Source organism: Pseudomonas sp. MF5691, assembly GCF_016405645.1.
Classification (GTDB): domain Bacteria; phylum Pseudomonadota; class Gammaproteobacteria; order Pseudomonadales; family Pseudomonadaceae; genus Aquipseudomonas; species Aquipseudomonas shahriarae.
Map to the genome: position 1 here is coordinate 1 of NZ_JAEKDC010000012.1, position 15,022 is coordinate 15,022.

A 15,022-nucleotide genomic window follows, 5' to 3' on the forward strand; every position below is an offset into this window, starting at 1 on the left:
CTCTGGTGTTCCGGTTGTCACGCCAGTGGCATTGCCGGGTAGCTATGTTCGGAATAGATAACCGCTGAAAGCATCTAAGCGGGAAACTAGCCTCAAGATGAGATCTCACTGGAACCTTGAGTTCCCTAAAGGGCCGTCGAAGACTACGACGTTGATAGGTTGGGTGTGTAAGCGCTGTGAGGCGTTGAGCTAACCAATACTAATTGCCCGTGAGGCTTGACCATATAACACCCAAGCAATTTGACTACTCTTGACTTGGAAACAAGCAAAAGCATCAGATTGCGGTGTGTGAAGACGAAATGAACCGAAAGTTCGAATCTCACAAAACACCGAAAGCTATCACATACCCAATTTGCTGAAGCGAGACCATCTGGTCACGACTCAGTACCCGAATTTCTTGACGACCATAGAGCATTGGAACCACCTGATCCCATCCCGAACTCAGTAGTGAAACGATGCATCGCCGATGGTAGTGTGGGGTTTCCCCATGTGAGAGTAGGTCATCGTCAAGATTAAATTCCGAAACCCCAATTGCGAAAGCAGTTGGGGTTTTGTTTTGGGCGGGCGAAAAGCGCTGAGGCGATTTGGCGCGCAGTCCAACTCCGCCTGTAACGCCCTTCAATGCTAAAGTCGCTCCCTCGATTTTGCTTTTCCCAAGGAAGCCGTTATGCCGGATGCAACGTCCCTCAGTGCTGGATTTATGGTCGTCCACGGCAATCGCCTGGATGAACTGCGCAGCCTGGTCGTCAGTTGGATGCGTCGTTATCCATTGGCTCCCCTGGAAAACGAAATCGCTCTGGTGCAAAGCAACGGCATCGCCCAATGGCTCAAGCTGGCCCTTGCTGAAGACCCGGAAGAGGACGATCTGGGAGGGTGCGGCATAGCCGCGGCAATCGACGTGCAACTGCCCGGCAGCTTTATGTGGCAGCTCTATCGCATGGTCCTGGGCCGCGATGAAATCCCGGCCAAATCCTTGCTGGATAAAGCCCCACTGACGTGGCGCCTGATGCGCCTGTTGCCCGAGCTGATCGACCAGCCGCACTTCGAGCCCCTGCAACGCTTCCTCACCCATGACACTGACCTGCGTAAACGCTACCAACTGGCGGAGCGCCTGGCCGACCTGTTCGATCAATATCAGGTGTACCGTGCCGACTGGCTGGAAGACTGGGCCGCTGGCCGCCACCAGTTGCGCAATGGCCGAGGCGAAGCCAAGCCCTTGAGCCCGGCCAACTGCTGGCAGGCCGAGTTATGGCGCGCGTTGCTGCTGGACGTGGGTGAGGAAGGCATGGCGCAAAGCCGTGCCGGGGTTCACCAGCGTTTTATCGAACGCATTAATAACCTGGACACCGCCCCCCAAGGCCTGCCGTCCCGCGTCATCGTGTTTGGCATTTCTTCCTTGCCCGCCCAGGCCCTTGAAGCCCTGGCCGGCCTGGCCCGTTTCAGCCAGGTGTTGCTCTGCGTGCACAACCCTTGCCGTCACCATTGGTCCGACATCGTCGCCGACAAAGACCTCCTGCGAAACGAATACAAACGCCAGGCGCGCAAGACCGGGATGCCTGTCACCATCGACCCGCAAACTTTGCACCAGCACGCCCACCCCTTGCTGGCCGCCTGGGGCAAGCAAGGTCGCGACTACATCAACCTGCTGGACAGCTACGACGATCCCAACAGCTACCGGTCGGCCTTCCGTGACGGGCGCATCGACCTGTTCAGCGACAGCGAGCCGACCACCGTTCTCAACCAGCTACAGGACGATATCCTCGAACTGCGCCCGCTCCCGGAAACCCGCGAGCGCTGGCCGGCCGTCGATCTGCAGCACGACACCTCGATCCGCTTCCACATCGCCCACAGCGCCCAGCGCGAAGTGGAAATCCTTCACGACCAACTGCTCCAACGCTTCAGCGCGGACCCGACGTTGCGCCCCCGCGACGTTATCGTCATGGTCCCGGACGTTGACAGCTATGCACCGCATATCCGTGCGGTGTTCGGCCAGTTGGACAAGAAAGACCCACGTTTCATCCCCTTCACCCTGACGGACCAGGGCCAACGGGGCCGCGACCCGCTGTTGATCGCCGTCGAACACCTGCTGAAACTCCCGGACAGCCGTTTCCCGGTCAGCGAAATCCTCGACTTGCTGGACGTTCCCGCCTTGCGCGAACGCTTCGCCATCCAGGAGCGCGACCTGCCCACGCTGCACCTTTGGATAGAAGGCGCAGGCATCCGTTGGGGGCTCGATGCTGAACAGCGCGCAGGCCTGGGCCTGCCCAGTGCGCTGGAGCAGAACAGCTGGAGATTCGGCCTGCGCCGCATGCTGCTGGGCTACGCCGTCGGCAGTGGCGCAGCCTGCGCCGGCATTGAGCCCTATGACGAAATCGGCGGCCTCGACGCGGCGCTGATCGGGCCCTTGGTCGCCCTGCTTGACGCATTGCACGATGCCCACCAAGCCCTGTCACAGCCCGCGACCCCGCAAGCCTGGGGCACACGCCTGCAAGACTTGATGCAGCGCTTCTTCCTGCCCAGCAATGAACACGATGACTATCTGCTGGGTCAGTTGGAGCAACTGCGGGAAGACTGGCTGGAGACCTGCGAGTCCGTCGGCCTGTACGACGAATTACCGCTGACTGTCGTGCGTGAGGCCTGGCTCGCCGGTCTCGATCAGGGCCGCTTGTCCCAGCGCTTTCTCGCCGGTGCCGTGAACTTCTGCACCCTGATGCCGATGCGGGCCATCCCCTTCAAGCTGGTGTGCCTGCTGGGCATGAACGACGGCGACTATCCCCGCGCGCAACCGCCGCTGGATTTCGACCTGATGGGCAGCGACTACCGCCCCGGCGACCGCTCCCGGCGTGAAGACGACCGATACCTGCTGCTCGAAGCCCTGCTCTCGGCGCGCGACCAGCTCTACATCAGTTGGGTCGGCCGCAGCATCCGCGATAACAGCGAGCGCCCGGCGTCCGTGCTGATCGGCCAACTGCGCGATCACCTCGCCAGCGGCTGGCAGCATGCCCAGGAGCAACCGTTGCTGGAGGCGATGACCCAGGAGCACCCATTGCAACCCTTCAGTGCGCGTTACTTCCACGAGGGCGATCCACTGTTCAGCTACGCCCGCGAATGGCAACTGTTACACGAAGTTCAAGACCAGCCCCTCGAAACGACCGGTCTGGCACCCCACATCCAGGAAGAACCCCTGAGCCTGGGTCAGTTGCAGGACTTTTTGCGTAACCCTGTCAGGCATTTCTTCAGCCAGCGCCTCAAAGTATTTTTCGAAGCCGCTGAAGTGCCCCTGGCCGATGAAGAACCCTTCGTCCTCGACGCCTTGCAGCGCTACACCTTGAGCGACAGCCTGCTCGCCGCCGCGCTGACCGACCCGGATCATCTCGAACAAGCCCTGCAGGCCCAAGCGCAACGTCTTCAAGGCAGTGGCCTGCTGCCCATGGTCGGTTTCGGCGAATGCCTGCGCAACGAGCTGATCGAACCCTTGCCTGACTTGCTGCAACGCTACCAGCAACTCCTGGCACTCTGGCCCACGCCACACAATACGGCGGAGCCCGTCAGCTTCGCGCACCAGGGTATTCAACTCGACGGCTGGGTCAGCGGCTTGCACCGGCGCAGAGATGGCGGCTTGCTCAGCGTGACCACCATCCCCAACAGCATCGGCTCGATCAAGACCCGCAAGTGGCATCGCCTGATCCGCCCATGGGTCAACCACCTGGTGGCCTGCGCCTGTGGCCTGCCCTTGAGCACCGGCCTGGTGGCGAGTGATGACACGCTCCTACTGGCGCCACTGGAGCAAAACCTTGCCCAGGATGTGCTTGGCAACCTGCTCCTGGCCTGGCGGGCCGGCATGAGCGAACCACTACCGATCGCGGTGAAGACCGCCTTCGCCTGGCTCGGCCAGACTGACCCGGACAAAGCCCAGACCGCCGCCCTTAAAGCCTACGAAGGCGATGGCATCACCAGCGATGGCGAGCGCCGCGAAAGCCCGGCCCTCACCCGGCAATTCCCCGACTACGCGGCCCTGGTCGCCAGTGAAGATTTCGAAGGCTGGTGCGAAACCCTGTACCGCCCACTCATCACCGCCCCCTGGCGATCACTGACCAGCGAGGAGGCCCGCTCATGAGCACCAAACCCCTGGCCCTGGCCTTCCCCCTGCGTGGCAGCCAACTGATCGAAGCCAGCGCCGGTACCGGCAAGACCTTCACCATCTCCGCGTTATACCTGCGCCTGGTTCTGGGCCACGGTGGCGATGAGGCGGGTTTTGGCCGCGAATTGCTGCCGCCGCAAATCCTCGTGGTGACCTTCACCGATGCCGCCACCAAAGAGCTGCGTGAACGCATCCGCACCCGCCTGGCACAAGCGGCGCGTTTCTTTCGTGACGAAATCGAACAGCCCGATGCCCTGATCGCCGAGCTGCGTGATCAGTACAGCGCCGAGCAGTGGCAGGGTTGCGCCAACCGCCTCGACATCGCCGCGCAATGGATGGACGAGGCCGCCGTCTCGACCATCCACAGTTGGTGCCAGCGCATGCTGCGCGAGCACGCTTTCGACAGTGGCAGCCTGTTTACCCAGACCCTGGAAACCGACCACAGCGACTTGCTTGGCGAAGTGTTGCGCGACTACTGGCGGCTGTTCTGCTACCCGATGCACGGCGATGCCCTGAACTGGGTCCGCAGCAACTGGGGTGGCCCTGCGGCGCTGATGCCCCGAGTGCGCGCGTTGTTCGGTAGCGAGCGCCCCGGTGATGAACCCCGTGAGCCCGCCGAGTTGATCGAGGCCTGCTTGCACGAGCGCCGCGAGGCCCTGGTGGCGCTCAAGGCCCCCTGGCAGCAATGGGCCGCCGAGTTGCGCGAGATCTGCCTGCAAGCTGTCGCCGCCAAGGCTGTGGACGGCCGCAAGATGCAGGCCCGTTATTTCGAGTCCTGGTTCGAGAAAATCAGCGCCTGGGCCGCTGACGAAACCCTGGAACAACTGGACATCGGCACCGGCTTCACCCGCCTGACCCCCGAGGGTATGGCCGAAGCCTGGAAGGGCGACGCCCCCCGTCACCCCGGCCTGGATGCCATGGCGGGCCTCAAAGCCAGCCTCGACGCCTTGCCCACGCCCGATGCTGCAGTGTTGCAACACGCGGCGGCCTGGGTCGGCAAACGCTTTGAAGAAGAGAAACGCCGGCGTGCCGAGATGGGTTTCGACGACATGCTCATCCGCCTCGACGCCGCCCTGCAAACCGAGGGTGGCGAACGTCTGGCAAGCGTAATCCGCGAGCAGTTCCCGGTGGCCCTGATCGACGAATTCCAGGACACCGACCCGGTGCAGTACCGGATCTTCGAAAGCATCTACCGCATCGAAGACAACAGCCCGCGCAGCGGCCTGTTCCTGATCGGCGACCCCAAGCAGGCGATTTATGCGTTTCGCGGCGCCGATATCTACACCTACCTGCGCGCCCGCCAGGCCACCGCCGGGCGCTTGCATACCCTGGGCACCAACTTTCGCTCCAGTCATGCGATGGTCGAGGCGGTCAACCACGTGTTCGAGCGTGCGGAGTCCGGGCGTGGGGCGTTTCTGTTTCGTACGCCCGACGGCGACAACCCGGTGCCTTTCCAGCCAGTGTCGTCCCAGGGTCGCAAGGAGCAGTTGCAGGTCGATGGCCACACACTGCCAGCCCTGAATATCTGGCACCTGCCCACCGACCAGCCGATCTCCAATGTGCGGTATCGCCAGCAATTGGCAGGCGCGTGCGCCAGCCAGATTGTCGCGTTGCTCAATGGCGGTCAGCAGGGCACGGCAGGGTTTATCAAGGGGGCAGACTTCACTCCCGTGCAACCGTCGAACATCGCCATCCTTGTGCGTGACGGCAAGGAAGCCCAGGCCGTACGCGGTGAGCTGGCCGCGCGGGGTGTGCGCAGCGTGTACCTGTCCGATAAGGACTCGGTATTCGCCTCCCAGGAAGCCCATGACCTGCTCGCCTGGCTCAAAGCCTGTGCCGAACCGGATGTCGAGCGCCCGCTGCGCGCGGCCCTGGCCTGCGTCACCCTCAACCTGTCGCTGCCCGAGCTGGAACAACTGAACCAGGACGAACTGGTCTGGGAGCAGCGAGTCATGCAGTTCCGCGATTACCGCGTGATCTGGCGCACCCAGGGCGTGCTGCCGATGCTGCGGCGTCTGCTGCATGACTTCAAGTTGCCGCAAACCCTGATTGCCCGCAGCGATGGCGAACGGGTGCTGACGAACCTGCTGCACCTGTGCGAGTTGCTGCAACAGGCCGCCGCAGAGCTGGACGGCGAACAAGCGCTGATCCGCCATCTTGCGGAGCACCTAGCGCTCTCGGGCCAGGCCGGCGAAGAGCAGATCCTGCGCCTGGAAAGCGATGAGCAACTGGTCAAAGTGGTGACTATCCACAAGTCCAAGGGCCTGGAATACGACCTGGTCTTCCTGCCGTTTATCTGCTCGGCCAAGCCGGTCGACGGCAGCCGCCTGCCGCTGCATTACCACGATGCCAACGGCAAGTCCCAGGTCAGCCTGAAACCCACCGTCGAACTGATCGCCCAGGCTGATGACGAGCGCCTGGCCGAAGACCTGCGTCTGTTCTATGTGGCGCTGACTCGGGCCAAGCATGCCTGTTGGCTGGGCGTGGCCGACCTCAAACGCGGCAATAACAACAGTTCGGTGTTGCACCTGTCAGCCCTGGGCTATCTGCTGGGCGGCGGCGCGGCCCTGGGTGAGTCCGCAGCCCTGGCCCGCTGGCTGATGGATTTGCAGGACGGCTGCGCGGCGATTGCCTACGGGCAAATGCCGGAAGCTGACACCAGTACCTACCAACCACCGCGCAATGACGCGACCTTGCTTGCGCCGCTGCTGCCCAAGCGCAAGGCCGCGGAAAACTGGTGGATCGCGTCCTACAGCGCCCTGCGCATCGGCGAAAGCATGAGCGCCGCCAGCCTGGAAGCCCCGGAAAGCCCCCAGGCACAGAAGCTGTTCGACGACGAACGCCTGGACCCGGATGCACCGCGCGAAGTCGCCGCGTCTGGCGGGGATATTCACCGTTTCCCACGGGGCCCCAACCCCGGGACCTTTCTCCACGGCCTGCTGGAGTGGGCCGGTAACGAAGGCTTCAACGTAACGGCCGAAGCCATCGAAGATGCCGTCGCCCGGCGCTGCAACCGACGTGGTTGGGAAGGCTGGATTGGCACCCTCAGCGGCTGGCTCGGGCACCTGTTGCAAGTGCCGTTGGGCCTGGGCCATGGGCAGGCCTCCGTGACCCTGAGCGACCTGCAGCAGTATCAGATTGAAATGGAGTTCTGGTTCGCGAGCCACAAAGTCGATGTGCTCGCCCTCGACCAACTGGTCTGCCAATACACCCATGACGGCGTGTCGCGGGTCGCCGCCGAGCCGGTGTTGCTCAATGGCATGTTCAAGGGCTTTATCGACCTGACCTTCGAACATGACGGCCGCTACTACGTGGCTGACTACAAATCCAACTGGCTCGGCGCCGACGACGCGGCCTACACCCGTGAGGCCATGGAACAGTCGATTCTCGACCATCGCTACGACCTGCAATATGTCCTCTACCTGCTGGCCCTGCATCGCCAACTCAAGGCGCGCCTGCCGGATTACGATTACGACCAGCATGTGGGCGGCGCGCTCTATCTGTTCCTGCGCGGTAGCCAAGCCGTGAGCCAGGGCGCGTATTTCACCCGGCCGCCACGGGAGCTGATCGAACGCCTGGACCTGCTGTTCCAGGGCAAGCCGCAACCGCCCAAGGTCGAACCGGCCTGGGAACAAGGAGTCCTGCTATGAGCCTCTCGACAATGCCGCTGGAGGCACTGGCACCGCTGGATCGCGCTGACGACCTAATGCACCTGCTGGAGCGCTGGGTCGAGCGCGGCTGGCTGCGGGCGCTGGACAAGGCGTTCGTCGGCTTTCTCCACGAACTGGATCCACAGGCCGATCCCCTGGTGCTGCTGGCCGCCGCCCTGACCAGTCACCAACTGGGCCACGGCCATGTGTGCCTGGACCTGTTCGAAACCCTGAAGGCCCCGGATTTCGCTCTGTCGCTGCCCCCAGAAGGGGATCTTTCAAGTGGCGTGATGCTGCTGCCCTCGCAATTGCTCGAGGGCCTGGACGGCGCCCATTGGTGCCATGCCCTGGCCGCAAGCCCGCTGGTGGCGCTGGCCGTCGATGGCAGTGCGGCGGCGCAAAGCCGGCCATTGGTATTGTCGGGCAAGCGCCTGTATCTGCGGCGTTACTGGACCTATGAGCGACGCATCGACAGCGCCTTGCGTCAGCGTCTTGCCGTGCAGGAAGCGGTCTCGGCCGACCTGCCCCAGCGCTTGAATGGCCTGTTCGACCAACCGCCCCCGGACGGCGTGGTCGATTGGCAGAAACTCGCCTGTGCCCTGGCCACGCGCGGTGCGTTCAGCATCGTCACCGGCGGCCCCGGCACCGGCAAGACCACCACGGTGGTGCGCCTGTTGGCCTTGCTGCAGGCACCCGCAGTGGAGCAGGGCACGGCCTTGCGCATCCGCCTGGCGGCGCCTACCGGCAAGGCGGCGGCACGCTTGACCGAATCCATCAGCCAGCAAGTACGCTCGCTGCAAGTGCCCGACGCTGTGCGCGAAAAAATCCCCACCGAGGTCACCACCGTGCACCGCCTGTTGGGTAGCCGCCCCGGCACCCGGCATTTCCGCCATCACGCGGGCAACCTGTTGCCGCTGGATGTGCTGGTGGTGGATGAAGCCTCGATGATCGACCTGGAAATGATGGCCAACCTGCTGGATGCCTTGCCGCCCCATGCGCGCCTGGTACTGTTGGGGGACAAGGACCAATTGGCCTCGGTGGAAGCCGGCGCGGTGCTCGGCGATTTGTGCCGCGATGCCGAAGCGGGTTGGTACAGCCCCGACACCCGCCAATGGCTGGAAAACGTCAGTGGCGAGACCCTGGCGGGCAGCGGCCTGCTGGAGGATCTCGAGGCCAGTCATCCGCTGGCGCAACAAGTGGTCATGCTGCGTTATTCCCGGCGTTTCGGCGAAGGCAGCGGCATCGGCCAACTGGCGCGCTGGGTCAACCAGCAAAACCCCGAGCAGGCTCGCCAACTGCTGGACGCCGGCAGCCACGACCTGTTTTGCCTGCACCTCAAGGGCGAGCATGACCGCGCCCTGGAGCGCCTGGTGCTGGACGGGCAGGGCAGCGATGCCCAGGGCTATCGCTACTACCTGAACCTGTTGCGCACCACGCGCCCGGCAGCCGAGACACCCCGCGACGACTCGCGCTGGACCGACTGGGCGCGCCAGTTGTTGCAAGCCTTCGATGCCTTCCAGTTGCTGTGCGCGGTGCGCAAGGGCCCTTGGGGCGTGGAAGGCCTCAACCAGCGCATCACCGCGGCGCTGCTCAAGGCCCGGCTGATCGACAGCGACCAGCAATGGTACGAAGGCCGCCCGGTGCTGATGACCCGCAACGACTATGGCCTGGGCTTGATGAACGGTGACATTGGTATCGCCTTGAAGCTGCCCGAAAGCGACGGTGGGCCGCAGGTGCTGCGCGTGGCCTTCCCGCGCAACGATGGCCAGGGCGGAGTGCGCTTTGTGCTGCCCAGCCGCCTCAATGATGTGGAAACCGTCTACGCCATGACCGTGCACAAGTCCCAGGGCTCGGAGTTTGCCCACACGGCCTTGATCTTGCCGGATGCACTGAACCCGGTACTGACCAAGGAGCTGATCTACACCGGCATCACCCGCGCCAAGGATCGCTTCAGCTTGATCGAGACCCGTGGCGGGGTTTTCGAAGAGGCGGTGCGGCGCAAGGTAAAACGGTTGAGCGGGCTGATGTTGGAGTTGGGTGCGTGAGAATGTGGGAAAAACCTGACCGATATGTCGGGTTTTTCGTGATGAATGGCAGAATCTACCTAGAGCCCGTCTCGATGGGGTTTCCGCCAATATGCTATCGTTGCGGCATTATCCCGAGAAGATCATAGAGAATCGCTGCATGAACGTGGCTGTCTCGCCCGCAGAGCGTAGTTGGAGCTGGAGACGATTGCTGCTATCGGCCGTTTTGTGTCTCGTCACGCCTCTGGCTTTTGCCCAGGCGCCCACAGCCAGTGCAGCCGACCAGCGGGCCCAGGCCGTCACCCAGGTGGTACTGGGGATTCTCAGCTACGCCCGTTGGCCGGTGGAGCCCGCACAACTGCGGTTGTGCATCGTTGGCCCGACCCAATACACCGACGACCTGGTCAAGGGTACCACCCAGGCCACCGGCCGGCCGGTGGTGGTCCAGCGCTTGCTGGCGGACAACCCCAATATCGTCAATGCGTGCGACGCGCTGTACATCGGCAAGCTCACTCCTGACGAGCGTGGCCGCCTGTTCACCGCGTTGACTGGCCATCCGGTGCTGAGCATCAGCGAAGGCGGCGATCAATGCACTGTGGGTAGCCTGTTTTGCCTGCGGGTCACTGATGAGCAAGTCTCGTTCGAGGTCAACCTCGACTCCGTCGCCCGCAGCGGTGTGCGCATCCATCCCAGCGTCCTGCAGTTATCCCGTCGTCGGGCGCCGGAGCCATGAAGCTGCGTAACGCCAAAACCCGCCCTACATTACGTTCGGTCCTTGGTCGCGGGCACCTGAGTGTGGCGCTGGTGGCCGTAGCCATGGCCAGCGTCTCCCTGACCCTGCTGGGGGTGCTGGCCCTACGGGTATATGCCGACCACAACCTGCACCTGATCGCCCGCTCGATCAACTACACCGTAGGAGCCGCAGTGGTGTTCAAGGACCGCGTGGCGGCCACCGAAGCCCTGGCGCTGATTGCCTCCACTGAAGAAGTCGCTGAAGCCCGGGTGCTGGACCTCAACGGCAACACCCTGGCCCATTGGGTGCGTCCGGAAACGGGGGTGCTGTCCAGGATCGAGCTGGAGTTGGCCCACACGCTGCTGGAAGAGCCCATCAGCCAGCCGATCCTGCATCAAGGCCAGAAAATTGGCACCGTCGAGTTGAGTGGCCACGGCGGTAGCCTGTTGCGCTTTTTGCTCAGTGGCCTGGCGGGGATCATCATCTGTACCGCTATCAGTGGCTGGGTCGCGATTTACCTGGCACGGCGCATGTTGCGCGGCATTATCGGCCCCCTGCACAGCCTGGCCGACGTCGCCCACGCTGCGCGCAGCGAGCGGGCCTTCGACCGCCGTGTGCCGCCGGCGCAGATCGCCGAGCTCGACAGCCTGGGCAACGACTTCAATGCCCTGCTTGACGAGCTGGAAGCTTGGCAAACCCACCTGCAAAGCGAAAACGAAACCCTTGCCCACCAGGCCAGCCATGACAGCCTGACCGGGCTGCCCAACCGCGCCTTCTTTGAGGGCCGCCTGATTCGCGCCTTGCGCAGCGCGGCCAAGCTCAACGAGCGAGTGGCGGTGCTGTTCCTCGACAGTGACCGCTTCAAAGACATCAACGACAATTTCGGGCATGCCGCCGGTGACGCCGTCCTGGTTGCGGTCGCCGCGCGCGTGCGGGCGCAACTGCGCGAGAGCGACCTGGTGGCCCGCCTGGGCGGTGACGAGTTCGCCATCCTGCTCTCGCCCCTGCACAAGCTCGAAGATGCCCAGCGCATCGCCGACAAAATCATCGCCAGCATGGACCAGCCCATCCCGCTGCCGGGCAACACCGAAGTGTTGACCTCACTCAGTATCGGTATCGCGGTATATCCCGATCATGGTGCCACTCCCGGCGCCTTGCTCAATGCCGCCGATGTGGCGATGTACCAGGCCAAACGCCTTTCCCAGGGCGGCCAGCACACGGCGGAGTCGGAGCACTCGGCCGCCAATGTTCAACACAGGAGTTGATCCCTTGTTTGCTAACACACGCGTTCTGTTTATCACCTTGTTTATTGCGCTACTGGCCCTGAGTGGCTGCCAGACTCCCCCCCCCAAAGGCCTGACCCCGGTGCAAGTGGCGGTGCTCAAACAACAAGGCTTCGAACTGACCGACGAAGGCTGGGCGTTTGGCCTGTCGGGCAAAGTGCTGTTTGGCAGCGACGTCGAAAAACTCAACACGCCCAGCACCGAGATCGTCGAACGCATCGGCAAGGCCCTCACCGGCGTGGGCATCGAACGCGTGCGCGTAGACGGCCACACCGATGCCTCGGGCAAGGAAGCCTACAACCAGCAACTGTCCCTGCGCCGGGCGAAAAGCGTGGGCAAGGTCTTGGTGGGCGTGGGTATGAAGGAAGAAAACGTACAACTGCGCGGCCTGGGCAGCAGCGAGCCGGTGGCCTCCAACAGCACCTCCGCGGGCCGTACCGAAAACCGCCGGGTGTCGATTGTAGTGATCGCCGACTGAGCCGACAGGCCGGTCTGAATTTCAAACACGCTCAACTGTGGGAGCGGGCAAGCCCGCTTCCACACTTATTAGTGCCGGCCCAAAGTTCTGTCCCCGCAGCAGCCATTCAGTCGGCAAACACCATCTCCCGCGTTTCCCCCATCAACAACCCCTGGTTCTGCTCCGTCACCTCACGGATGTAATCCCACAACAACGTAATCCGCTTCAACTTGCGCAAATCCTCCCGGCAATACATCCAGAACTGCCGCGTAATATTGATCTCCTCCCCCAACACCGGCAGCAACCGCGAGTCCTGCGCCGCCAGGAAGCACGGCAAGATCGCCAGCGAACGCCCCTGCTGCGCCGCCACGTACTGCGCAATCACGCTGGTGCTGCGCAGGCTGGCGCTGGCGCCCGGGACGACATTGGCCAGGTACAGCAGCTCTGAGCTGAACGCCAGGTCATCCACGTAGCTGATAAACGGATGGTCGGCCAAATCGGCCGGGCGGCGGATGGGTGGGTGCTGGTCGAGGTATTCCTGGGTCGCGTACAGCTGCAACTTGTAGTCGCACAGTTTGCAGCACACGTAGGGCCCGTGTTCCGGGCGTTCCAGGGCGATGACGATGTCGGCTTCGCGCTTGGACAGGCTGATGAAGTGGGGCAGGGGCAGGATGTCGACCGAGATCGCCGGGTAGGTATCGACGAAGTGGCTCAGTTGCGGGGTGACGAAAAAACTACCGAACCCTTCGGTACAGCCCATGCGCACATGCCCCGACAGCGCCACGCCGGAGCCCGATACTTGTTCGCAGGCCATGTGCAGGGTGCTTTCGATGGACTCGGCGTAACCCAGTAAACGCTGGCCTTCATTGGTCAGCACAAACCCGCTGGTCCGGGATTTCTCGAACAGCAGGGTGCCCAGCGAGCCTTCCAGCGAGCTGATGCGCCGCGACACGGTGGTGTAGTCCACCGCCAGGCGCTTGGCAGCGACGCTGGCCTTGCGGGTACGCGCCACTTCGAGGAAAAACTTCAGGTCATCCCAGTTCAGCGAGCCTAAAGACGTGATGTTTTTTTGCATGTTGGACCGGCTTTTATGTGGGTTCTTATTGGAAGTTTGCACATCTATACTCCAAAAATCGTCCGAACGCCTCATCCTCAAGGCGCTTCACGCCTTGGCTCTCTGCATAACTACAAGATCTGGAGACCACAATGAACGCATCGCTTACGTCTGCCGATACCACCGTCAAACAGGCCAAACTGTTGATCAACGGTGAATGGGTCGAGTCCAAGACCACCGAATGGCAAGACATCGTCAACCCGGCGACCCAACAAGTCCTGGCCCGTGTGCCCTTTGCCACGGCCGATGAAGTCAACGCGGCCATCGACGCTGCCCATCGCGCCTTCCAGACCTGGAAGCTGACGCCGATCGGCGCGCGCATGCGCATCATGCTCAAGCTGCAGGCGCTGATTCGTGAACACTCCAAACGCATTGCCGTAGTCCTCAGTGCCGAGCAGGGCAAGACCATTGCCGATGCCGAGGGTGATATTTTCCGTGGCCTGGAAGTGGTCGAGCACGCGTGCTCCATCGGCACCCTGCAAATGGGCGAGTTCGCCGAGAACGTCGCCGGTGGCGTCGACACCTACACCCTGCGCCAACCCATTGGCGTCTGCGCCGGCATCACCCCGTTCAACTTCCCGGCGATGATCCCGCTGTGGATGTTCCCGATGGCCATCGCCTGCGGCAACACCTTCGTGCTCAAGCCTTCGGAACAGGATCCGCTGTCGACCCTGATGCTGGTGGAACTGGCGCTGGAAGCCGGGGTGCCGGCCGGTGTGTTGAACGTGGTCCACGGTGGCAAGGATGTGGTGGATGCTCTGTGCACCCACAAAGATATCAAGGCCGTGTCCTTTGTCGGCTCGACCGCCGTCGGCACCCACGTCTACGACCTGGCGGGCAAGCACGGCAAGCGCGTGCAGTCGATGATGGGCGCGAAGAACCATGCGGTGGTGCTGCCCGATGCCAACCGTGAACAGACGCTTAACGCACTGGTTGGCGCTGGTTTCGGCGCGGCCGGCCAGCGCTGCATGGCCACCTCGGTGGTGGTGCTGGTGGGCGCGGCCAAGCAGTGGCTGCCGGACCTCAAGGCCCTGGCGCTGAAGCTTAAAGTCAACGCCGGCAGCGAAGCCGGGACCGACGTGGGCCCAGTGATTTCCAAGCGCGCCAAGGCGCGTATCCTCGACCTGATCGAAAGCGGCGTGAAAGAAGGCGCCAAGCTGGAACTGGACGGCCGCGACATCCAGGTGCCGGGCTTCGAGCAAGGCAACTTCGTCGGCCCGACCCTGTTCTCGGGCGTGACCACCGATATGCAGATCTACACCCAGGAAATCTTCGGCCCGGTGCTGGTGGTGCTGGAAGTCGATACCCTCGACGAAGCCATCGCCCTGGTCAACGCCAACCCGTTCGGCAACGGCACCGGCCTGTTCACCCAGAGCGGTGCGGCGGCGCGCAAGTTCCAGAGCGAAATCGACGTCGGCCAGGTCGGCATCAACATCCCGATCCCAGTGCCAGTGCCGATCTTCAGCTTCACCGGTTCCCGTGGTTCGAAACTCGGCGACCTGGGCCCGTACGGCAAGCAAGTGGTGCAGTTCTACACCCAGACCAAAACCGTCACCAGCCGCTGGTTTGACGACGACAGCGTCAATGATGGCGTCAACACCACCATCAACCTGCGTTGAT

General features: G+C 63.0%; 8 protein-coding genes and 2 rRNA genes. 9 read left to right on the plus strand and 1 reads right to left on the minus strand.

What is annotated here, in order from left to right; all coding sequences use genetic code 11:
• The 8 genes from JFT44_RS17665 to JFT44_RS17700 all read left to right on the plus strand — a co-directional run.
• Nucleotides 1-224 (plus strand): 23S ribosomal RNA (locus tag JFT44_RS17665); the annotation flags it as partial.
• A 172-nt stretch (nt 225-396) separates the two neighbouring features.
• Nucleotides 397-512 (plus strand): 5S ribosomal RNA (gene rrf / locus JFT44_RS17670).
• A gap of 155 nt (nt 513-667) precedes the next feature.
• A complete protein-coding gene (gene recC, locus JFT44_RS17675; protein ID WP_198830969.1) occupies nt 668-4,117 on the plus strand; it encodes an exodeoxyribonuclease V subunit gamma in 3,450 nt (1,149 codons plus the stop codon).
• Nucleotides 4,114-7,791, plus strand: coding sequence for an exodeoxyribonuclease V subunit beta (gene recB / locus JFT44_RS17680; protein WP_198830970.1), 3,678 nt, complete (start codon nt 4,114-4,116; stop codon nt 7,789-7,791). The genes recC and recB overlap by 4 nt, the downstream gene beginning before the upstream one ends.
• Nucleotides 7,788-9,836 carry an exodeoxyribonuclease V subunit alpha gene (gene recD / locus JFT44_RS17685; protein WP_057960633.1) on the plus strand — a complete coding sequence of 683 codons (2,049 nt, stop codon included), beginning with the start codon at nt 7,788-7,790 and terminating at the stop codon, nt 9,834-9,836. The genes recB and recD overlap by 4 nt, the downstream gene beginning before the upstream one ends.
• 139 nt (nt 9,837-9,975) lie before the next feature.
• A complete protein-coding gene (locus JFT44_RS17690; protein WP_057960632.1) occupies nt 9,976-10,548 on the plus strand; it encodes a YfiR family protein in 573 nt (190 codons plus the stop codon).
• Nucleotides 10,545-11,813: a diguanylate cyclase domain-containing protein gene (locus tag JFT44_RS17695; RefSeq protein WP_198830971.1), complete on the plus strand. Its 1,269-nt coding sequence runs from the start codon at nt 10,545-10,547 to the stop codon at nt 11,811-11,813. Before JFT44_RS17690 ends, JFT44_RS17695 begins: the two co-directional genes overlap by 4 nt.
• Nucleotides 11,794-12,309 carry an OmpA family protein gene (locus tag JFT44_RS17700; RefSeq protein ID WP_374068249.1) on the plus strand — a complete coding sequence of 172 codons (516 nt, stop codon included), beginning with the start codon at nt 11,794-11,796 and terminating at the stop codon, nt 12,307-12,309. Before JFT44_RS17695 ends, JFT44_RS17700 begins: the two co-directional genes overlap by 20 nt.
• A gap of 106 nt (nt 12,310-12,415) precedes the next feature.
• On the opposite strand, the gene JFT44_RS17705 is transcribed toward JFT44_RS17700, so the two are convergent.
• Nucleotides 12,416-13,363, minus strand: coding sequence for a LysR family transcriptional regulator (locus tag JFT44_RS17705; protein WP_057439324.1), 948 nt, complete (start codon nt 13,361-13,363; stop codon nt 12,416-12,418).
• A 131-nt stretch (nt 13,364-13,494) separates the two neighbouring features.
• Here JFT44_RS17705 and JFT44_RS17710 point away from each other — a divergent pair, with 131 nt between their 5' ends.
• Nucleotides 13,495-15,021, plus strand: coding sequence for a CoA-acylating methylmalonate-semialdehyde dehydrogenase (locus JFT44_RS17710; RefSeq protein ID WP_057439323.1), 1,527 nt, complete (start codon nt 13,495-13,497; stop codon nt 15,019-15,021).
• Nucleotide 15,022: the final 1 nt, after the last annotated feature.